The 23,122-nt window shown below is 38.1% G+C and carries 19 protein-coding genes; 7 read left to right on the plus strand and 12 right to left on the minus strand.

Translation table 11 applies throughout. The features are described 5' to 3' along the window. Positions 1-2: 2 nt before the first annotated feature. The 5 genes from AAV96_RS04275 to AAV96_RS04295 all read right to left on the minus strand — a co-directional run bounded on the left by AAV96_RS04275 (position 3) and on the right by AAV96_RS04295 (position 5,750). Positions 3-1,277, minus strand: coding sequence for an NAD(P)/FAD-dependent oxidoreductase (locus AAV96_RS04275; RefSeq protein ID WP_046738425.1), 1,275 nt, complete (start codon positions 1,275-1,277; stop codon positions 3-5). Next, on the minus strand, positions 1,277-2,263 hold the full coding sequence (locus AAV96_RS04280; protein WP_046738426.1) for an acyl-CoA desaturase: 987 nt from the start codon (positions 2,261-2,263) through the stop codon (positions 1,277-1,279). Before AAV96_RS04280 ends, AAV96_RS04275 begins: the two co-directional genes overlap by 1 nt. Before the next feature lie 224 nt (positions 2,264-2,487). Then, positions 2,488-3,291, minus strand: coding sequence for a sulfite exporter TauE/SafE family protein (locus tag AAV96_RS04285; RefSeq protein WP_004662740.1), 804 nt, complete (start codon positions 3,289-3,291; stop codon positions 2,488-2,490). A 106-nt stretch (positions 3,292-3,397) separates the two neighbouring features. Continuing rightward, positions 3,398-5,056, minus strand: a complete 1,659-nt coding sequence (locus AAV96_RS04290; RefSeq protein WP_046738427.1) for a bifunctional protein tyrosine phosphatase family protein/NAD(P)/FAD-dependent oxidoreductase — start codon at positions 5,054-5,056, stop codon at positions 3,398-3,400. Between the two features lie 10 nt (positions 5,057-5,066). Further along, positions 5,067-5,750: an MBL fold metallo-hydrolase gene (locus AAV96_RS04295; protein WP_004662743.1), complete on the minus strand. Its 684-nt coding sequence runs from the start codon at positions 5,748-5,750 to the stop codon at positions 5,067-5,069. A gap of 192 nt (positions 5,751-5,942) precedes the next feature. Between AAV96_RS04295 and AAV96_RS04300 the strand changes: the two genes are divergently transcribed. Further along, the gene (locus AAV96_RS04300; protein WP_046738428.1) at positions 5,943-7,241 is read left to right on the plus strand and encodes a sigma-54 interaction domain-containing protein; all 1,299 of its coding nucleotides are present in this window, start codon (positions 5,943-5,945) and stop codon (positions 7,239-7,241) included. Positions 7,242-7,292: 51 nt separating this feature from the next. Here the strand turns inward: AAV96_RS04300 and AAV96_RS04305 are convergent, their stop codons facing one another. The 4 genes from AAV96_RS04305 to AAV96_RS04320 all read right to left on the minus strand — a co-directional run bounded on the left by AAV96_RS04305 (position 7,293) and on the right by AAV96_RS04320 (position 13,714). Beyond that, a complete protein-coding gene (locus AAV96_RS04305) occupies positions 7,293-9,758 on the minus strand; it encodes an acyl-CoA dehydrogenase (protein ID WP_046738429.1) in 2,466 nt (821 codons plus the stop codon). 280 nt (positions 9,759-10,038) lie between these two features. Further along, a complete protein-coding gene (locus tag AAV96_RS04310; RefSeq protein WP_046738430.1) occupies positions 10,039-11,001 on the minus strand; it encodes a bile acid:sodium symporter family protein in 963 nt (320 codons plus the stop codon). A 134-nt stretch (positions 11,002-11,135) separates the two neighbouring features. Further along, a complete protein-coding gene (gene gloA, locus AAV96_RS04315; RefSeq protein WP_004808260.1) occupies positions 11,136-11,537 on the minus strand; it encodes a lactoylglutathione lyase in 402 nt (133 codons plus the stop codon). A gap of 2 nt (positions 11,538-11,539) precedes the next feature. Next, entirely contained in the window at positions 11,540-13,714 is a 2,175-nt protein-coding gene (locus AAV96_RS04320; RefSeq protein ID WP_046738431.1) for an AmpG family muropeptide MFS transporter, read from the minus strand. Between the two features lie 186 nt (positions 13,715-13,900). Between AAV96_RS04320 and AAV96_RS04325 the strand changes: the two genes are divergently transcribed. Then, positions 13,901-16,528 carry a Lon protease family protein gene (locus tag AAV96_RS04325; RefSeq protein WP_004662925.1) on the plus strand — a complete coding sequence of 876 codons (2,628 nt, stop codon included), beginning with the start codon at positions 13,901-13,903 and terminating at the stop codon, positions 16,526-16,528. Positions 16,529-16,568: 40 nt separating this feature from the next. On the opposite strand, the gene AAV96_RS04330 is transcribed toward AAV96_RS04325, so the two are convergent. From AAV96_RS04330 to surE, 3 genes are all read right to left on the minus strand, one after another. Then, positions 16,569-17,498 (minus strand): LysR family transcriptional regulator, encoded by a 930-nt coding sequence (locus AAV96_RS04330; protein WP_004662927.1) that lies wholly within the window; start codon positions 17,496-17,498, stop codon positions 16,569-16,571. 131 nt (positions 17,499-17,629) lie between these two features. Then, entirely contained in the window at positions 17,630-18,460 is an 831-nt protein-coding gene (locus tag AAV96_RS04335; RefSeq protein ID WP_046738432.1) for a peptidoglycan DD-metalloendopeptidase family protein, read from the minus strand. 110 nt (positions 18,461-18,570) lie between these two features. Beyond that, on the minus strand, positions 18,571-19,341 hold the full coding sequence (surE, locus tag AAV96_RS04340; protein WP_046738433.1) for a 5'/3'-nucleotidase SurE: 771 nt from the start codon (positions 19,339-19,341) through the stop codon (positions 18,571-18,573). 103 nt (positions 19,342-19,444) lie between these two features. On the opposite strand from surE, the gene AAV96_RS04345 reads away from it, so the two are divergent. The 5 genes from AAV96_RS04345 (at position 19,445) to AAV96_RS04365 (ending at position 23,096) form a co-directional block, all read left to right on the plus strand. Continuing rightward, on the plus strand, positions 19,445-19,819 hold the full coding sequence (locus AAV96_RS04345) for an MCR_0457 family protein (RefSeq protein ID WP_004662933.1): 375 nt from the start codon (positions 19,445-19,447) through the stop codon (positions 19,817-19,819). Between the two features lie 147 nt (positions 19,820-19,966). Further along, entirely contained in the window at positions 19,967-20,368 is a 402-nt protein-coding gene (locus tag AAV96_RS04350; RefSeq protein WP_005217055.1) for an MCR_0457 family protein, read from the plus strand. 113 nt (positions 20,369-20,481) lie between these two features. After that, positions 20,482-21,630, plus strand: a complete 1,149-nt coding sequence (gene dacC / locus AAV96_RS04355; RefSeq protein WP_004662935.1) for a D-alanyl-D-alanine carboxypeptidase PBP5/6 — start codon at positions 20,482-20,484, stop codon at positions 21,628-21,630. A 90-nt stretch (positions 21,631-21,720) separates the two neighbouring features. After that, on the plus strand, positions 21,721-22,263 hold the full coding sequence (locus tag AAV96_RS04360) for a gamma carbonic anhydrase family protein (protein ID WP_046738434.1): 543 nt from the start codon (positions 21,721-21,723) through the stop codon (positions 22,261-22,263). A 62-nt stretch (positions 22,264-22,325) separates the two neighbouring features. After that, positions 22,326-23,096: a DUF4262 domain-containing protein gene (locus AAV96_RS04365; RefSeq protein WP_046738435.1), complete on the plus strand. Its 771-nt coding sequence runs from the start codon at positions 22,326-22,328 to the stop codon at positions 23,094-23,096. Positions 23,097-23,122: the final 26 nt, after the last annotated feature.

Consider the following 23,122-nt stretch of genomic DNA (forward strand, 5'->3'; position numbering starts at 1 on the left):
ATTTAGTCATTCACTTTTAATAGTTCATCGACTACACGCTGAGCACTTCTCGCCCCATCTTCATGAAAGCCCCAACCCCAATATGCTCCACAGAATGAACTGCGGTTTTGACCATCGATCAAATCCCAACGTGCCTGTGACTCAATTGCTTTCTTATCAAAAACAGGATGTCGATAACGACGTTCGACATAAATCTTATCTTTTGCGATAGGCATATTCGGATTGAGTGTAGAAAATATCTGAGTTTTACACGGTAGCTTCTGCAAGCTGTTCATCCAGTAAGTAAATCCATAGTGTAATTGATGGGCTTTGCTATTTTTTTGAGGTTTCTCTTGAGCAGTGACATGCACATGCCAACTCGCCCATTGAGATTGACGCTTCGGCATAATCGAAGTATCACGATGTACTACCATAAAGTTATCTTGATAATCAAAACAACCTAATACTTCTCGCTCATCTGCCGAAGGATTTTGAATAAGCTTTAACGTATCATCAGCATGACTCGCAAACACAACCCAATCAAAAGTTTCTTGTTCTTGATTCGTGACAATATGAACTAAATCATTTTCACGAATCACTTGATGAACTTGCGCTTTTTTCCAAATAATTGATGGACAAGCTTTTTGAATCGCTCGTATATAAGAAGCTGAACCACCTTTGACCGTCTGCCATTGAGGGCGGTCTTCCAATTGCAACATACGATGATGTTGAAAAAAGCTTACGACAAACTTATAGGGAATATTTCCAACTTGATCCACTGGGCTTGACCACAATGCACCACACATTGGATATAAATGTTCTTGGCGAAAAACCTCTGAATAATCATTTTGATTCAGATAGTCTTCGATACTCAGTTCAGCGTTGCACTGATCTAACTGAATATCTTTGTTGTCTTGATAAAAACGAATCAAGTCGGACAGCATGATCCGAAATTTCTTGTTTAAAAAATTCTGAGGTCGAGTTAATAGTGACCATTTTTTTGATGGATTATATTGAAGCCCTGTCACTTGATTATTCACTGAAAAGCTCATGTCACTATTCTGTGCTTCTACACCTAATTTAGCCAGCATGGCACTAAATAGAGGATAATTATAATCATTGAATACAATAAAACCGCTATCTACAGCAACGTTTTTACGTTCAATCCAAAGATCATGTGTATCCGTATGTCCACCGAAATACTGTTCTTTCTCAAAGATAGTGACTTCATGCTCTTTTGATAATTTCCACGCAGCGTATATACCTGAAATACCAGAGCCTACGATTGCAATCTTCATCAAGACTCCTCGCTTTGAATTTTACTCGTGTTTATTTTGAGATTTAATTGATGACTTTTATGGGTATCATAAATACGTTGTGGTACAGGTTTAATTCCCCAAATCAGACCCAAAAAAGACATCATTTTTAAGATGTAATAAGTAATGTCGATTTGCCACCAGAAGAAGCCCTGCCGAGTACTCCCTGCATAATAATGATGGTTGTTGTGCCAGCCTTCACCCAATGTAATAATCGATAAAAATAAATTATTTCGACTATTATCCTTCGTCTCGAAGTCTCGACTGCCATACAAATGCGCAAGTGAATTGATACATAAAGTCGCATGAATCAGCAAAACAGTTGAAATCACAAATCCCCATACCAATAGCTGTAAGCCTGATGTACCTAAACTCGGATAAGCAATACTCAACCACTCACCTAAAACATAAATTGCAGAAGCAGTGAACAAGACCACAGGTAAACTAAAACGATCTAACCAAACAATTTCAGGAAACTTTAGCCAGTCTTTAATAACTTCTTTTCGTGTAGAAAAATTCTGTTCATTTAAAAACCATCCGATATGACTGTACCAAAATCCATGTGTAGATGAATGTGGATCGTGATCTGTGTCAGTAAAACGATGATGATAACGATGATGAGCTGCCCACCATAAAGGCCCTCGCTGTGCACTCATGGTTCCGATCAACACAAAAAAGAATTGTATTGGACGCGAAGTTTGAAAGGTTTTATGCGAAAGATAACGATGAAAAAAAGCAGTGATCGCAAACATACGAATAAAATAAAAAAACAGCATGAATGCGATAGCAAACCAAGATACACCCACCCAAAAAACTGCAAGACAAGCGATATGCAGCAAAATGAATGGTAAAATTCTAAACCACTGAATCTTGGTATCTTTTGAGCTTTCTCGAAAGGGAATATGCTGTTTATCTAAAGTATCAGTCAGTGACCAACTATCCATCCATCGCAGAAAAAATTTAAACATTGATTCTTCCTGACCCAATCTCTTTTTATATTTATAATATTAATAGAAATCATATGAAGTTTATGTGAAGCATCGTTTTAAGCATGCTAGTGAACTCTTAGCATCATAATACAAAATTACATAAGAAACATAAATTTATGTATCTTTTAACCTAAACTCAAAACCTCATCGCTTGAGTCTAGGTTCAGTTTTGGAAACTAAAAATCAAATAGATAACAATATAATTAAAGTGAAATCATGGGCAAGATCTTCGATACGCTTGAAATCACCAAATAAATCGCAACACAAATTACCACTACAGCAAATACCTTTTGTACCGTTTTGATATCAATCAGGCTGATTAATCTTCTGCCAATTAACATGCCAATAATACAAGCCACAACAAAGCTAACAGTTACAGCGATTGGATACTGAAAGCCATCTATGATGTGTATTGAAATACTTACACCACCAATTAAGAAAATGATCATCAGTGACGTTGCAACGATACTACGCATATCTAGATCAGTAACTTTACGCAAAGCTGGCACAATTACAAAACCGCCACCAACCCCTAATAATCCAGTTAATAGACCTGCAATCACACCGATAATACCCAATACTGAAGCAGTTTTAACATTCCAAATCAGTTGCCCTGTTGATTGATTCACCTTACACGGCGGATCTTCAAAATCATTCACTTTATTGAAAAAAATACGATAGGCCACAATCATCATCACGATACTAAAACCAAGGCTTAACCAAACTGGAGAAATAATACTGGCAAGATGAATCCCGTAACGTGCTGATGGCAAGCTAATTAAAGCGATCCATATCGCGGCACGATAACGTACGATTTTCTTGAATAAGCCTTGAACCATGCCAACAAATGCAGAAAGTGTTACTGCCAACAAACCTACTGGTGCAGCTTGAGACACTGTCCATCCTTGACTCGCCATCAATGCTGGTACAGCCAAAATACCGCCACCTGCGCCTGTCAATCCAAGTAAACATCCGATCGCAAGACCTTCTAAGACTAATAACCACATGATATGCAATGTCCTCGTACAAGGATGAACCCATTTCTGGAGAAAATACTGTCCTAACTCAGCTCTGAATCAGGACTAAGTATTTGATTTATTTAAGCTGAATAAACTAAAGTTTTGGCTTCACCAGCCATTCACGACCTTTGAGCATTCCATCCCAATACATCGGCGGTAAAATTTGCTCTTTTAACAACCATGCAAGCTGTGAAGGTTTTTGCCCATCGAGCAACCACTTAGGGAAACTAGGTAACAGTTTTCCGCCATAACCAAATTCTGCCAACACAATCTTTCCACGCTCAACTGTGAGCGGACAAGATCCATAACCGTCATATTGCGCAAAATTCTGATTGCCTTTTAAGTACTGCAATACATTCACTGCAACAATAGGTGCTTGCTTTCGTGCTGCTGCTGCCGTTTTCGCATTTGGTGCATTAGTAACATCACCCAAAGCAAAGATGTAAGGATACTTGTTATGCTGTAAGGTATGCTGATCAACACTGACCCAGCCTGCCGCATCAACCAAGTTACTCGCTCGGATAAAATCAGGTGCTTGCTGCGGAGGAACAACATGAATCATGTCGAAATCAGTTTCAATCACTGAAGTATTTTCCCCTTCACTGACCTTAAACCAAGCTCGCTTTTGGCTTCCATCAACTTTAATCAATTGATGATTAAAGTTTAAATTGGCATTGTAACGTTTAATATATTCCATCAAAGCTGGAACATAAGCTTGTACGCCAAATAACACTGCACCTGTATTATAAAAATCAATTTCAATATCTTTTAATACACCTTGTTTTTGCCAATAATCAGCTGACAAATACATTGCTTTTTGCGGAGCACCAGCACATTTAATTGGCATTGGTGGCTGTGTAAAAACAGCTTTACCCTGTTTCATATTACGAACCAAGTCCCACGTATATGGCGCAAGATCATAACGATAGTTTGAAGTCACACCATTTTTACCTAGCGTTTCAACTAAACCCTCTATTCCATGCCAATTTAATTTTAAGCCCGGACAGACGACCAATACTTCATAGTTAATCGGCTTACATCCCTCTAATAAAACTTGTTTATTATCAGGATCAAAAGCTGCAACAGCTGCCTTTATCCAATGAACTTGTTTAGGAATCAGACTCGCCATTGTTCTTACCGTTTTTTCAGGAGCGAATATCCCACCGCCCACCATCGTCCATCCCGGTTGGTAGTAATGGATTTCAGCAGGATCAATCACGGCAATATCTAAATTCGATTGACGAGACAACAAACTCGATGCTACTGAAATACCCGCCGCACCCCCACCCACAATCACCACAGAAAAAGTCGGTATATTGTTTAACTGAGTTGGATTTTGCTTCAAAATTCGAGGAACTAAACCTTGTAAATCGTAGCCCAGTGATTTTGACTGCAACAACATCTGATCAATGGTAAGTTCAGCCACTTGAGACAGTGCCCATAAGGTAATTGATCGAGTTCCTGAACGGCAAAATGCTAGTACAGGTTTCTGGGATTTTTGATAAAGTGACTTAAATTCAATTGCTTGTTCATCTGTCACCCGCCCACTTACAACAGGTAAATATTCCAATTGAATCCCATATCGTATTGCAGCTTCTTGGATCTCAATGATATTTGGCTGGTCGACACCTTCACCATCAGGGCGATTACAAATAATCGTTTTGATTCCCTTGGCTGCAATTTCAACCAAATCAGATTGATTGATCTGCGCAGATACCCAAAATTCAGGGTTAACTTGTTTTAAGTCACTCACAATTTTCCCCTTATTTCCCACACGCTTTATTGGCAGGCAGGGCTATATCAATCTTTTTAGGATATGGCAGATCAAGATTTTTCATAATTTCTACAAAATCTTGTTTGCTACGTCCATGACCTAAACGAGAGTTCGATTCACGTTCATGCCCTACAGTTGAAGACAAACGACCTTTATAATCATGTCCCGGGTAAACGATCGTGTCGTCGGGTAAAGTGAATATCTGTTGGTGGATACTATCGTATAAGGTCTCAGCATTTCCTTCTTGGAAATCAGTTCGACCACAACCATCTATCAGTAATGCATCGCCTGTAAACACCATATTGTCAATAACATAGCTTGTGCAGGCATTAGTATGTCCGGGGGTATAACGTGCTTCTATTAAGAATTCACCAACACGTATCGCGCTGCGGTCAGTGATAAAAATATCGCCGCAATCTACACCAGAATTACGATGTAAAACTGTTTTACAGCCAAAACGTGCTCTGAGTAAATTTGCAGCCGTAACGTGATCTGCATGAACATGCGTATCTAAGCTGTAAACTAACTTGAGATTTAACTGATTCAGCATTTGTTCATAACTTTCTATTTCAGAAGCAACTGGATCAATCAGTACCGCTTCACGTGTTTGTTCAGATGCAACCAAATAAGTATAAGTTGAACTTTCTTTTTCAAAAAATTGATGGAATATCATTTCAATTTGTCTCGATATGCTTGGTTATATTCTTATTTTGCAAACTAAGTGCCAACTTTATGCATTATAAATTATATTCAAATAAAACAATATATTAATTAATAATATTTAATTTTAAACAAAATCACCATTTCATTAATGTTGCACAATATGTTTCAATTGTTTCAAATGAAAAACATGCGATGAAACGTCATGCGCCAAGCGATTGATTTTTATACTCAAGCTGATTTAGAGAGCTTTTTGTTTAAATTGCAAACCCTAATGTTAGATAGTTCCCTTCTTATCTTAGAACAATCTAAGCAGCGCTTTGTGTATGAATTGAACGATAAAAAAATCAATAATTCGTTATTTCAAACTTTAAAAAAAACAATACAACATCATGAGCTTGAAATCGGACGACATATGATTAGTGATGCAGCTCAATCCATTGAGCTGTTTTGCCATCGTCATCCCATTAGAATTATCGATCAGCACTTTGAGGGAACCTTATATTTATTACAATCCACTCAAGTTATACAGAAAATAAAACAAGATCAAAACATCACAACTTTAGAACAGACTTTTCATAGCCATTCACCAGAAATGCAACGCATGTTTTCCATTATTCAACGTGTTGCAGTTACAGAGTTCCCAGTTCTAGTTCGCGGTGAATCTGGTAGTGGAAAAGAACTGGTTGCGCAGGCTATTCATGATCATAGTCAGCGGAAAAATAACGTATTTATTGCCATTAACTGTGCAGCTTTAAATGCCAATATTCTGGAAAGTGAATTATTTGGTCATGTAAAGGGTGCGTTTACAGGGGCGATTCGAGAACATAAAGGCGTATTTGAACGTGCTGCTGGCGGAACACTTTTTTTAGATGAAATAGCTGAAATTCCATTAGAACTTCAAGCAAAATTATTAAGAGTTCTTGAGACTGGTGAATTTACACCTTTAGGTGGAGAAAAATCGATTAGAGCGAACGTTCGTATTATCACTGCTACTCATCGAGCGTTACGAGAAGAAGCTCGTCTGGGCCGCTTCCGCCAAGATTTATTGTATCGACTGCGTGTGATTCCAATTTTTGTTCCACCACTCCGTGATCGTAAGCAAGATATTCCATATATTGCAGATTATATTTTATCTGAACAACAAAATGTTTTTAGTACATCGACTAAATTATCTAAGTCAGCATTACAAATCTTAATGCAATATGATTGGCCCGGAAATGTCCGTGAATTAAAAAATACGCTCCTTTATGCACTGACCATGGCAAACGAAAAATCTGAAATAGATGTTTGCGATTTACCTGATGAAATTATTGATAAGCAACATATTCCGCCGTCAAACTCAATCATTGAAGATGAACCATTACTGATCTCGGATAAAATCAATAAAGAAACGATACGGAAAGCATTAATTCAATACCAAAATGATCTTTCACTCGCAGCAAAAGCACTGAATATTAGTCGAACCACACTTTGGCGCTATCGTAAAAAATTTAATTTATAAAAAATAAAAAAGCGAGACTTGGATATCTCGCTTTTTTATTGACCACCTTATCTAACTTTTCAAATGAGGGTTTTCAAGAGGCAAGTCATTTTCTAAATGCTGATCAAATATATCAGTCAGCATACTATCGTAGCGTTTAGCGTTATATTTTAAAAGCTGTTCCGCTTCATTTGCAGTAATAAAACCCACTGCAACGGCATCTGTAATATGTTCCTCAAAAGTCAACCCTTTAAACTGATCTTTCGATTCAGCTTTTTTAAACTTATCCCAAAGCGGCTGCAAGCTTAGCAACATTTGGAAGGTTGATTCCATGCGCCCCATCACATCTGTTTCATCGGTTGTGTAATAAACATGTTTTTTCAATTCCGCTCTAAAAGAATTCTCTTTTAGCAGTAATTGAGCAACTTGTTGTTTAAGTTCATCTGATGGCTTAGTGACTGGTCGACCAAATGGGAAACTGATTAATTTCACCAATATCGCAGCAATTTTCACAGGGAAATTTTCATAGAATCCAAAGAATGCTTCCTGAGCATTATAGAGAGCCTTATTTAATGCTAATTCTGCATGTTTTTGATCCGACTCAGTTCTTTGTCCATGCTCATAATAATTAAGAATCGCTGTTGCAATAAATAAATGGGCATGAATATCCGCTAAACGACCCGAAAGCATTTCCTTACGTTTTAAATCCCCAGCCAATATTCCCAATGCCATGTCTGCCGTCAAAGCAAAATCAGCACTCATCCGATTGATGATTGCATAATATGGTTTTGAGAAATCATCAGCTGCTGAAGAGCCCTGTTTACTGCCCCCTGTGAGACCAAATGCGAGCGCTTTCGCAGCACGATTAAAAGTATAAGCAAGATGTTTGAATAACAAGGTATTGAATTTTTTTAGAGCACTCGCTTTATCATCTGATTGCAATAATTGCAGTTCTTCAAATAAATACGGATGGCATCTCATGGAACCTTGACCGAAAATCATTAAAGAACGCGTAAGAATATTTGCCCCTTCTACCGTAATTGCAACAGGTATGGATTGATAAGTTAAAGCCAGAAAATTACGTGGCCCTAGCTGAATCGCACGCCCACCAACGACATCCATACCATGATTAATCACTTTTCTCATGGTTTCAGTCGCATAATATTTTGCCATAGCTGTCATAACGGCTGGAGTACCGCCCTGATTCAAACCACAAGTCACCATATATCTAAATGACTCAAGCATATAGGCATCACTGGCAATATCACTGGTTGCCTCTTGCACACCTTCAAAATGCCCAACTGACACTTTAAACTGTTGTCGAACGCTAGCAAATGCACCCACTAAAAGGTAACTCATCTCACCCGCAGCGGTCGCCAATGCTGGTAAAGAAATACCACGACCAACGCCTAGACATTCCATCAACATGCGCCAACCTTTACCTGCATTTTGTTGACCACCAATAATCCAGTCGATTGGAATAAAAATGTCTGTTCCTTCCACAGTTCCATTCATAAATGGCGCACCGGGATTATGGCGTGCACCTATTTTTATCCCTTCATGACTTGCAGGTATTAATGCACAGGTAATTCCGTATTCGCTTTTACTTTTATCACCTAATAGACTATCTGGATCGTACAACTTAAACGCCAAACCAATTACCGTTGCAATGGGTGCAAGTGTAATCCATCGTTTAGAAAAGTTCATTTTTAGACCAAGAACTTCTTGTCCTTGATAAGACCCATAACAGACTATACCTGTGTCTGGAATCGCTCCCGCATCAGAACCAGCTTCTGGACTGGTTAAGCCAAAACAAGGGATTTCTGTACCATTTGCTAAGCCGGGTAAATATCGTTGTTTCTGTGCAGTTGTACCGTAATGTAATAATAGTTCACCGGGACCAAGCGAGTTGGGCACCATACAACTCACTGCCGCAGTCAATGAACGTGATGCTATCTTGCTCATAATGCGGCTTTGAGCAAATGCTGAAAATTCTTTTCCCCCAAATGATTTTGGAATGATTAGTCCTAAAAAACCTTTATCTTTAATAAACTGCCAAACTTCAGGAGGTAAATTTTTATCTTTGTGGTGAATTTTCCATTCATCAAGCATGGCGCAAAGTCGTTGAACTTCATTGTCTACAAAAGATTGTTCTTCTACAGAAAGTTTTGGATAAGGATATTGATCGAACTTTTGCCAATCAGGCGCTCCCATAAATAATTCTTTTTCCCACCAACTTGTACCTGCTTCCAAAGCCTCTCTTTCTGTAATACTCATGCTAGGCATCGCTTTGGAAAGAATATTAAATGCAGGTTTAGCAATTAACGCTTCACGTAATGGTGCGACAAGTAAAATAATACTCATTAAAATGATGGGAATACCAACCACTAAACTCCAAGGTGTAATAAAAATCGCGCAGAAAATGGCAGTGGCGATAGCAACAATACTACCAATTGTTCGATTGAGTTCGAAATAAAATACAGCCCACAACACAACAAACTGAATCAACAAGCTAAGCAATATCAATACGAGAGTCATAGTTACTCCTTTGCCTTTAACTTGAACTGAGAAAAATGATTTATTTGAATTACTTCATGTTTGAACTTAGATGGAAATAAGTGAAAAAAGCGTGAATTTTTATTCTACAGATTGGATTGATTTTTTTTAAATTCGCTACCAAACATTACACAACCGCATCAAGATAAAACCTATTTATTAAAATAATTATTAAATAACAAATGATTAAATATTGAATTTTACCGTTTTATAAAGAAAATCAGGTAAGCCCATAATATAAATTTTAGCTTACCTAATAGAACTACGACTTATTAGACCAACGATTCGCAATTACACCACAGACCATTAATTGGATTTGATGAAAAATCATAATCGGCAATACAATCATACCTAAAGGCTGACCAATAAACAGAATTTGCGCCATTGGCACGCCACTCGCTAGCGTTTTTTTAGAGCTACAAAAGAAAATCGTAACTTGATCTGCCTGATTAAAACCCAACCATTTTGGTAAATACAAAGCAAGTAACATTACAATAGTAAGCAAAACTGAGCATGCAAGTACTAAATACAGCAAAGCTAATCCACTGATTTGATGCCATAAGCCTGCAACTACAGCACTGCTAAAGGCACCGAAAACTACCATTAAGATTGATCCTTGATCGAAAGCTTTCACTAAGCTTGGTAATTTGATCATATAAGGAAAAACATAAGGGCGAAGTAACTGACCTAGAACAAATGGAACCAATAGTAACAAGGTAATTTGAACAATCGATTGCGTAGGATCAAAGCCATGTTGGCTTTGGCCTAAGATAAAATAACTCACTAAGATTGGCGTAATAAACATCCCAATGATATTGGAGAATGATGCACTACAAACTGCCCCTGCAACATTCCCTTTTGCAATCGACGTAAATGCAATTGAAGATTGTACTGTTGAGGGTAAGAAGCACATAAATAAGAAGCCCCAGTACAACTGTTGCCCAAGAAGTGGCTCCAAAACAGGTTTAGCTAAAAGCCCAATTGCAGGAAAAATCACAAAAGTAAAAGCAAAAACCAATGCATGCATTTTCCAATGCAGCATTCCCTGTACAACGGCTTCACGCGACAACTTGGCGCCGTGTAAAAAAAATAATATAGCAATCGCAACTGTCGTTAGGATATTGAAGTAATGTGCAACCTGTCCTGAAACTGGCAAAAAAGTCGCTAGCAGTACCATTGCTATCAATAATATTGTGAAACGATCTAGCGCCAAGAGCTTTAACATAACTTTTCCCAATCTGTTCACTAATAACGAAACAGCCCAACATGAGGTTATTGACCATTTGATCAAAACATCATACTGAGCTGTATAAATAAAGCTAGGGCTTTAAATTAGAAATTGTAGATCAAGATACGAAATTAATTATTACGAGCATTTTGATCTTGTTGAATCAATTCAACTTTATAACCATCTGGATCTTCAACAAAAGCGATCACCGTGACACCACCTTTCATTGGGCCGGCTTCACGTACTACTTTTCCACCACGTGCTTTGATTTCTTCACATGCTTTATAAGCATCATCTACGCCAATCGCGATATGACCATAGGCATTGCCTAAATCATAGCTAGCTGTATCCCAGTTATGAGTCAGCTCAAGCACAGTGTTGTTTTCTTCATCACCATAGCCCACGAAAGCCAAAGTAAAACGTCCCTCTTCATAATCACGTTGACGTAGTAATTTCATACCAAGTACCTCAGTGTAGAACTTTAAAGATTGTTCTAAATTACCTACTCGTAACATCGTATGTAACATGCGCATATTTATTCACCTGTCTGTTGAGTTGTTTGGTTTTCATGGTCACGCAATAGTTTCGCAACCCAAACCACAAGAATCAAAATTGGAATTCCAATTAAAGTCGTCATTAAAAAGAAATTTGGGTAGCCAATATTACTCACAATCGTTCCTGAATACCCCCCCAATAATTTGGGTGTGAGCGTCATTAAAGAACTAAAAATCGCATATTGAACCGCAGTAAATGAAACACTCGTTAAGCTAGATAAAAAGGCAATAAATGCAGCACCTGCTAAACCTGAAGCTAAATTATCTACAATAATGGCAAAATAGAGCCACAATGAGCTATAGCCTTTTATCACTTTGCCGGAAAGTTCTATTGTGCCTGACTGGCTTGGATCGACCACAGCAATTGGCTGAATATCGACATCGAGTGCGGTTTCAGCATGTGATGCAGTATTGATACGGTATGATTTTGTTGCAAATAACTGACTTGCATTGTTATTTTTTAAATTAACAAAAGCTTTAATGGTTTTAGTGGGAGATGCTTGTAATAGCTTTCCATCTATAGCACCAGTAAATATTCCTTTATCATCCACTTTCGCAGCAAACTCTTGATTATCTAATTTAAGGATAACAGGCTTATCCCCATCTAAGTCTTCACTTTTAAGCCCTGCTAATTGCCCTTTAACGACTAGACTTTGTTTCAACTCTTTTTCCGTTAATTGATCATCACCGCTGATAGGTAATAATTGAATCTGAGCGTACTGGGCATTTACTAAATATGGTATTGCAAGAGTTACATTGGTATCGCTCTGATTTTGGTACTGAGTACTTACCTGTACCGAATTTGCTTTTGCTAAGACATCATTCGGCACTTGTAATTTCCAATATCCAACATCATCGGTTTGCACTTGATAATGTTTATTTCCAACCTGAATCTCAACTGGAGCCAGTGGTTTTCCTGATTTGACCAAGCCAATAAAGATTAAATTGGTTGAACTGGCCAACACTGCACCCACAAACATGAGTTTCATAATGTTCATGCGCTGCGCTAATAAACCACCGAGAAAACCACCAACTAAACTAAAGATTACACCATAAATTTTCACAGCCTCAGCAATTTGTTCTTTACTGAAATTTAAATCTTGATAGAACACATTGGAAATCACTCCTGCAATAATGTCTGAGATGCGGAAAAAACCAATCAGCAGCAAAAGAACTAAGGCAAGTTTAATACCGTAACGTTTGAAGAAATCTAAAATTGGGGCAACCCAAGTTTCTTTAGCCATTTGTTGATTCACGACGCCAGTTTTAACTAAACCAAAACCAACGAATAAAGCTGTGGCTGTAGCAGTTAAAAAGCGCAGGGCTTCTAAACCAAATAAAGCTGCGGTGTCTTTAATATTTACGGCTTTGGCGGTAGCATCTGTTACATTCCCAGAGTAAATATAACTGACAACAAAAGTTGCAACAGCAATAAAGAATACAAAGACTAAGCGATAGTAATCTGTAGTTTTATAATGTTTATAAACACGATTTACTTGAGGTTCACGAATGCATAAAGTTGTAATAATACCAACCACCATGACTGCTGCCATGGTTAAATAAGTATATTTCCATGCTTCATAGATATAATTGCCTTTAGCTGTACCTAAATAAGCAGCAAGAAATAAAGCCCCTGCACCCGCCACGATCATCCCAATACGATAACCTGCGTTATAAGTTGAAGCTAAAACCGTTTGCATCTCACTTTCGGCAAGTTCAATACGATAAGCATCGATGACAATATCTTGAGTCGCTGCCGAGAATCCTAATAAAACAGCACCAACTGCCATTTGAATTAAATAGCTTTGTCCAAGTGCTGGGTCGGAAAATGCCATAATACAAATTGCACATATAATCAAAGACTGTGCAATCAACAACCAAGCACGACGGCGACCTAAACTCTTCGTTAATAATGGAACAGGCAATTCATCAATCAATGGTGCCCAAACGAATTTAAAAGAGTAACCTAATGCCGCCCAACTAAAAAATGTCACAGCACTTTTATCAATTCCTGCCTCACCTAACCATAAAGACAAGCTAGAAAAAATCAATAAAATGGGTATCCCTGCCGAGAAACCAAGAAATAGCATAATCAGTGCACGGCGATCTAAAAAAGCTTTAAATGCGGATGCCCACCCAGTGGCTTGAGTTGTCATTGGTTATTATTTTCCATGAACATGCGTGAATGTGCCTATTCAATCGTTTCTTGCTCTTGCTTGCAAGTTGCTTTATGCAACCATTGTTTTGTTTTGTCGATAAAAAACACAAGTTCGCTTGATCTTTAGACCTAAAACTGTATACCTTTAATTACTTAACTTTCGTTTCTTTGTTGGATAGCAATAGTGACCCAAAAACTTGATCAAATGACTGCAACAACTTTATCTTCAACACCAACAAACACGACTACAGCGAAAATCAATTCTTTACCAAGCGCCTTTGAGCAGACGGATATTCAAACGACACTTAAGAAAACAGCACTAACCCCTGAACAACTCACGCATATTCTAAATTTAGCTGAGATTCCGAGTTCAACTAAACGTATCAAACCCCTCAATAACTTTCTTGGGCAAGATCGTGCACGTGCTTCAGTAGAAGCTGGTATTTCCTTACCATACTCTGGCTATAATATTTTTGCAGTCGGCACAGCGGGTCTCGGCAAACGTACCATGATTAAACGGTTGCTTCAGCAACACGCTAAAAGCATGCCTACGCCAAACGATTGGGTTTATGTCAATAACTTCAAAAATCCAAGACAACCCATTGCACTACGTTTTCCTGCAGGACAAGGTACAAAATTTCAAAATGCTTTACAGCAAACATGGCAAATCATTCTAAAACAATTGGAACGTCGTTTTAGTGCTGAAAGCTATCACAATCGCATTGAACGCATTCGTCAAGATACAGGTGACGTCCAACAGCAAGCTTTAATAGAACTCACTAAAGAAGGACAAGAACTTGATTTAAAGTTGATTTCTCGTGATGACAAACACGTGTTTATTCCAATGCAGCTCATAGAAAATGAATATCAAGAATTAACAAAAAATGATCTTGATGCGCTAAGCAGCAAAGAACGTGCTGAAATCACATCCAACATGCGTTATATGGAGAAAAAACTAGAGCGTTTAGGGTTACATCTTGGTGATTTAGAAGATGATGCTCGTGATCAAGTATCAATTTTAAACCGCGAAATTGCCACTCAAGTGGTTACACCACGTATGGAGTCGATTTTAAATAAAAACAAAGAAGTAAAAGGTCTCGACTTATACCTAAAACATTATGCTGAAGATATTATTGATAATGTTGAGCTGATTTTAGAACAAGAAGAAGATGATTTTACGCCTGCTTTATTTAATCGTGTTCCATCACGTTATCAAGCTAATGTAATTATTGCCAATAAGCCAAATAGCGGTGCTCCAGTTATTTTTGAAGATTTTCCAACGCACTACAATTTATTGGGTCATGTTGAGCAACTTACACATAATGGTACGATTACCACCGACTTTACCTTAATTCGCCCAGGGTCTTTGCATCAAGCCAACGGTGGCTTCTTAATGCTTGAAGCAGAGCAATTGCTTGAACAGCCTTATGCATGGCAAGGTTTAAAACGTGCATTGAAGTCAGGTCAGCTCAAACTTTCTTCGTTAGAACATATGCTAACATTAACAGGCAGCATTTCGATTGAGCCCGCTTCTGTTCCTTTAGATATCAAAGTTGTTTTATTGGCAGAACCTGAAATTTACTATGAAATTTTAGAAGTTGAACCAGAATTAGGCAGTGTCTTTAAAATTCGCGCAGATTTTACTGATACCTTGCAGCGTAATAACAGCAATGAACAGGCCTACATGCAATTGATTGCAGACTATGTTCAAGCCGATAAATTGCTTCCATTTGATCGTTCAGCGCTCGCCGCTTTACTCACCGACTCTAGTCGTCAAGCAGAAGATCAAAGCTCTCTCTCACTTCATGCTTCTACCTTAGGTGATTTAATTCGAGAAGCGCATCACCATGCCTTTAAAGCTGATGACAAAATCGTCACTGATCAGCATGTCAACCAAGCATTACATCATCGTCAATATCGCTTAGGCTATTTAAGAGAGTTATATTGGCAAGATCTTTCGCGTGGAACACAATTGATTGAAACCTCAGGCCATCGTCTCGGTCAGATCAATGCCCTCTCAGTGATTCATTATGCTGATGTCGAATTTGGATTACCATCGCGTCTAACAGCTTCTGTCTATCAAGGTGGCGGTGATATTTTAGATATTGAACGCAGTGTCGAGTTAGGCGGCTCGCTTCATGCCAAAGGCGTGTTGCTCATGTCAAGCTTTTTAAAAGCACACTTTGGCCGTGAACAAATCTTACATTTCTCCGCAGCATTAGCGTTTGAGCAAAGCTATGGGCAAGTGGATGGTGATAGTGCCACGGTTGCAGAACTTTCAGCTTTAATTTCTGCCATTTCTCAAATTCCAATTGACCAATCATGGGCGATTACAGGTTCTATGAACCAACTTGGTCAAGTACAACCAATTGGTGGAGTGAATGCAAAAATCGAAGGTTTCTACGATGCATGTAAACTTCAAGGCTTAACAGGCAAACAAGGCGTCATTATTCCCCGTCAAAACATGCAACATTTGATGCTACGTCAAGATGTAATTGAAGCGGTTCAAGCAGGTCAGTTCCATGTCCATGCGATTGAAACTATTGATCAAGCCTTAGAAATTCTAATGGCTCGTCCAGTGGGTACACTGGATAAGAAAGGTCGATATAGTAAAAATTCAATCTATGCAGCCGTTATGGAACAACTTGAGTATTGGCAAGCAATTGAGGACGGCGAAGCTGTTGAAGATGATGAACCTAAGAAAAAGAAAAAGCGAAAAAAGACCAAAAAAGCTGAAACTGAGACAAAATCTTCAGAAGAATCTACTGTTGAAGCTAAAAGCTTAAAATCACTTCGTAAGAAGAATAGGTAAAATGAAAAGGCCATGTTTTTAAATAAACATGGCCTTTTTCTTAGGCTACACCCTGTAGAGATCGCCCACCAGGTAATTGAGCGAAATATTGTTTTAATGCATCAATACAACGATGCACTTTCATTGGGTATTGTTCACGCTTGGAAGTTAAAGCATGAAGTGTATATGCAGGAAGTTGCCAATCAGGTAGAACTTCAACCAAAGAACCATTAATCAGTTCTTTTTGAATGTCCATATATAGAATACGTGCAATACCATGCCCCTGCTGGCACAAGGATTTAGCAACAAAAACATTGTTTGTGCCTAAGCGTGTTTTCATATCAACATTGACAATTTCACCACTCAAACCATGGCGGAAGGCAAAATGTTGATAATTTTGCATCAAGGTAACAGGTAATAATTCGTGATTTCGTAAATCTTCTGGACGAGTAATAGGTGATGCTTGATTGAGATAACTTGGCGATGCAACGAGAACCTGATCAACTCTCGCTAAAGGTACTGCGGTGAGCTGATGATCATCAACACGCAGGCTCATCCGTATTGCGATATCAATCCGCTCTTCAATCAAATCAATATAACGATGGTCTGCTTCAAAATGAATTGCTAGACCTTTATGTGCTGACATCCAATGAGATAGTGCTGGAATGACATGCAAGGCACCTAATTCAGGTGTCGTCGCAATACGTAAATCTCCAACAAGATCGTCGCGCAGTTCATTGATACGAATTTTGCCACGTTCAGCGGCAGCCAACATTTCTTGACAACTGAGAAAAAATGCTTGTCCTGCTTCTGTAAGACTGAGTTTTCGAGTAGAACGATGAAGTAAAGTGACATCCATTTCATGTTCTAAAGAACGAATTTGTTGACTGACTGCACTTGTTGTAATTCCTAATTCTCGTGCTGCACCACTAAAAGAACTTTTTTCAACAACGCAAGCGAAGACCCCCATTGCACGCAATTGATCTAGCATAGACTTCCCTCTTAATTTATTAAAATATGCTTATTGTTCTAATTAAAGCAATCTCAATAAGTATACAGGGAAGTCTACCCTTAAACTAGCGATTATTAATAATTTATTGAAAGATTATTAATTAGGCTATTTTAGTTTGGTAAAACTGTCATTGGATTCACAGGCTTACCATCTAAACGAACTTGGAACTCAAGCATGATACGTGAAGCACCTGAAGAACCCATTTCTGCAATTTTTTGACCAGCAGTCACATTATCCCCACTCTTGACTAACATCTTACTGTTATGTGCATACGCCGTAATATAACCATCAATATGCTTAATCAAGACTAGATTGCCATATTCTTTTAAACCATCAGCAGCATAAACGACTTGCCCATTTGCAGCAGCAAAAATTGGATCACCTTCATTGCCACCGTAACGTGTTCCTTTGACATTATTTGCCAAATTGAAACTTTGAATGATCGCTCCATTTGATGGTTTTACCCAGCGTAAACTCGAAGCAAGCGTCGTTGAAGACGGTGTAACAGGATTTGCTAGAATAACAGCTTTTGGTATAACAGGCTGTGTCTTAGGAACAACAGGTTGTTGTGTTGGTAAGTTAATCGTTTGACGTTGAATCGGCGTGGTTTGTACCACCGCTTGTGTAGATGTAGTTCGTTGTGCAACAGAACCTTTTAACCGTAATGATTGATTGACATAAATACGATAAGGCGGCGCAATATCATTCAGCGCAGCAACATCTAAATAATTCAATCCATAACGATTTGAAATTGCACTCAGCGTATCGCCTGAACGTACTGTGTAATAATTGGGTGCTTGCTGTACATAACGATTACCACCTTTTGCTTGTGGTTTTGATGCACAACCTGTAACGACGACAATGCTTGTTACTGCCATAGACAACACGATTGTTTTAATCATTTTTCGTGATAGAAAAATCGAGACATGGTTTAAATGCATCTTCGCCCTCATCGAAAAAACCTTAATTTATTTGCGCCTAAGAGTACCAAAAAAGTGAGAAAAAACGAGTTCTCACTTTCTATATTCACAAAGTTATAACATAGCCACTGCTAACCATTTACATGAAGATGTAAATTGTCGAGTACAGCATAATTAGTTGCATCCATTTGAATCGGCGTGATACTGACATAACCGTTTGCCACAGCAAAGAAATCAGACTGAATATGACTTGAAGCGGATGGAGGTTCTGTAACCGCCTCACCAGCTAAACCAATCCAATAGACTTGGCGACCACGTGGATCAACATGGCTACTAATTGGTTTGGATTGTGCTCTACGACCTTGATAGGTGATTTGTGTCCCTTTAATTTGCTCGACATCAGGAATATTAATATTAAAAATATGACGGGGCGGCAAAATTGGTAGCCCATTCGCAATAAAATCATGAACCCATTGTGCAGCTTTCGCATAATGCTCTGGATGTTCATAGGAACGTACATTTGAACCTGCTAATGAAACTGCGATTGCAGGATGTTTCATTAGGCGACCTTCAAATGCAGCACCAACCGTACCTGAATATAGAACATCATCGCCGAGGTTTGCGCCACTATTAATACCGCTTACAACGAGATCAAACTCAAAATCAAATAGACCATTCATCGACAGATAAACACAATCTGCAGGCGTTCCATTCACAGCCCAAACATCTTCTGCAATCTGAACGGGTCGTAACGGTCGATCTAATGTCAACGCACTTGAATAACCACTCCGCTCACTTTCAGGTGCGACGACGACGATGCGTCCTAACGGTTTTAATGCTTGCGCTAAGGCCTGTAGTCCTGGTGCGAATACACCATCATCATTGGCGATTAAAATATTCACTAAGATCCTATCTCTTCAAATGTTACTACGTAGTTTTTTCAATTGAATTATTCAATGAATTATATATATTTGTAACTTCATAGTATTAGAAATTTATGCGGCCATGAGACATTTATCGACTTTTATCCGTGTTTTAGGGGTAAGTTTTTCGCTTCTAACAGCACCAGCAATTTTTGCTGACACAACGGTTTCAGCTAAAGAAGCAGATGCACTCATCAAAGATGATATTGCAAATGCACAAGTTCTTATTGAGATGTGTCCGAGTTTAATCGGAAAAAATGCTAAATTTGATCAAAACATCAAAAAAATGGTGAGCTCATATTTAAGTAATTATTCTGACAAATCAGCTTCACTTGAAAGTTTACAAAAAGATGGTGAATTTCAATCTTTGTTGAAAGATGCTCGCGAAGCTGCAAAAGAAGTTGAAAAACCAGAACAAAAGTCTGTATGTGACGATGTATTAAATTTTGAAGGCTAATACGCCATTAAAATTTGAAAGCGTTTTCAAATTTAAGATTTGAAAACGCTTCCGTTTAATTTCCTACAGCAAACATACAATCTACTGATATTTTTATGCTATAAGCTATTCAAATTCTTTAAGTCTTGTTTCTGAGTTTGAGTTCTTATGAAGAAAAATGTTTTCAAAACACTAGGTTTATCATTTCTCATTACTTCTAGTCTTTTCACAACAACTGTATTTGCAGCAGAAAAAAAATCTGAAACTGAAAAAATTGAAGTTACACCGACGTCTGAAGGCGTGACTCCTCAAGAACTTGCTGCGATTTATGTATTGTCAGAAATCTGCCCAGATTTAATTGGCAAAGATCTAAAATTTAATAAAGCATATGACAACCTCGTCAAATCATACTTATCAAATGAACCAAATGCTGTAGAGATCCTGAATAAACGTGCTAAAACCAAAGAGTTCCAAGCTCCTCTTGCTGAAGCGCGTAAAGATGCGAAGGCTGCATCTGAAGATGATAATCGTCAAATTTGCGATGATGTTCGGAATTATTATTCCAAGTAACTGATTAGTTACAATACTGCATGAAAAAGCCGACTTCTGCCGTAGAAGTCGGCTTTGCTTTATCCTAAAATGCTAGGCTCATCTGCTTCATACAAGATATTGGAACACCTAGAATGACTCAAAAAAGCGCTCTTGCTGCATTATTACTTTTGCCAAGCCTTTCATATGCAGCGACTGTCCTACCGTCTCCACCAGAATTAAATAATAAATCCTATGTATTGATGGATTACGAGACAGGACAAATCCTTGCTGCAAAAAACGAAAATGAAAAACTTGCACCCGCTTCTATGACTAAAATGATGACAAGCTACATCATAGAACAAAAACTTTTAAAGGGTGAATTAACTGAAAATGAACAAGTACGTATGAATGAATCTGCATGGTGTCGTGGTACCAGTGCTGAATCATGTATGTATGTTCCATTAAATGGCACAGCAACCGTATTAGAAATGTTGCGTGGTATTATTATCCAGTCAGGAAATGATGCTTCTAAAGCAATGGCTGAACACATTGCAGGTAATGAAGGCACATTTGCCCATATGATGAACCAAGAAGCAAAACGTGTTGGTATGGTGAATACACATTTCATCAATTCAACAGGTATGCCTGCTGAAGGTCATTACTCAACAGCTAAAGATATGGCTGTTCTTGCTCAACACATTATCAAAGATAGCTCTAAATACTACCCGATCTATTCAGAAAAGGAATTTACGTTTAATGGTATTAAGCAAGGCAACCGTAATGCATTGCTTTATACAGATCCAAGCGTTGACGGTTTGAAAACAGGTCATACGGATGAGGCTGGTTACTGCTTAACCACGTCAAGTAAACGTGGTCCAATGCGTTTGATTTCAGTCATCTTCGGTACGCCAAGCATGAATGAACGTGCTGGACAGACTCGGACATTATTAGCATGGGGCTTTGCAAACTTCGAAACTGCAAATGTACAACCTGCTAACCAAGTACTTGCTAAAGCAAAAGTATGGTTTGGTAAAGAAGATAATGTTCAAATTGGTCTTGCTGAAAACTTCAACGTAACCATGCCTAAAGGTCAAGCGGACAAAATCAAAACTCAACTTGTAGTTCAACCTAAATTGAATGCGCCTTTAGCCAAAGGTCAAGTTGTGGGTAAATTAGTAGCAAGCCTTGATGGTAAAGTCATTGCAGAGAAACCACTTGTTGCATTAAAACCTGTTGAAGAAGCAAGCTTCTTTGCTCGTCTAATTGACCATATCAAGATGTTCTTTAGTAATTTATTCTAATTTTAGAATAGACTAATTAAGCATTCATGCTCTTGGGCATGAATGCTTTTTTATTTTATAATTCATCTATATTTGATATTGATCATACTCATGGCTAAGAACATTCGCCCTTATCTCGACCAAGAACCTAATATTGACTCAAGCTGTTATGTGGATGACATGTCTGTCATTATCGGTGATGTCAAATTAGCAGAAAACGTTTCAGTTTGGCCTTTTGCCGTAATTCGCGGTGATGTGAATTCGATTCAAATTGGCAAAAACAGTAATGTGCAAGATCACTGTATGTTGCATGTCAGTCATAAAAACCAATCGAAACCAAATGGTTCTCCGCTGGTCATTGGAGAGGATGTGACGGTTGGGCATCATGTAACTTTGCATGGTTGTACCATTGGTAATCGTGTCCTGATCGGGATTAATACCGTTGTTTTAGATGACGTGATTATCGAAGATAATGTGATGATTGGTGCTGGTAGTCTTGTTCCACCACGTAAAGTGTTAAAAAGCGGTTATCTTTATGTCGGTAGCCCTGTGCAACAAGTTCGTGCGCTGACTGAAAAAGAAATGGAGTTTCTACCTTACTCGGCACGTCATTATGTGAAAGTGAAGGATAATTATAAGAATAGCGAAGCCTAGCTTCGTTATTATTTTTCAATCCTTTATGCATAAAAAAAATAATAAACTTTTAGAGATATCTAATGAACACTGATCATCCACATGATTGCCCTACTCAGGATGCACTCATTAATACAACTAAGCTCAATATTGAAAAGCACGGACTGCAAATTATAGGAATTAGTGCAACAGACTATTTACCTTCTTTTAGTTATAGTATCGGTTTATATGAAAGCTATCAGCATCCTGAAATTATATGCTTTGGGTTACCAACGGACTTGGCACATACCATCATCAATGATGTCGCCAATCTGATCAAAAATGGAGAAACAATTGCTCTCAATCAAGAGTATGGCGATCAAATTTTTAAAGAAACTCGTGCTCAATTTTTGCATGTAGATGTTAAAAATATTGAAGATTATTTTGGTGCTGCTTTAAATTACTATCAACACGACAATTTTTCCGCTTTGCAATTAGTTTGGGCAGATCGTAATAATAAATTGCCTTGGGAAGATGGATTTGAGGAAAAACTCATTTATGATCAACCACTCTTAGATCGAAATGCTGATTTTAAGTTCAGAGAGGCGAAAAACCTTGGTATTTTTACCACTCGGCAATGGTTAGAGCATAATCAAGCAATCTTACGTGTTGTTCATGATACCGATGGAGATTGGCAGTTTTTAACTGGTGATCAAGAACCTGATGATATTCGTCTCGTTGCTTTGGAACAAATGATATTAAGAGATCCAACTCTGAATGAGGTATTCGATCTGGAATACAATCAAGCAGCAGAAAGAGACGTTAAGGGTGGTAAATGGAAAATATCAAATCTTGAAGATTATAAAGATATATAAGGCAATTATTTTGTCTAGAAATCTGA

This window comes from Acinetobacter sp. AG1 (assembly GCF_001005525.1).
Lineage (GTDB): Bacteria > Pseudomonadota > Gammaproteobacteria > Pseudomonadales > Moraxellaceae > Acinetobacter > Acinetobacter modestus.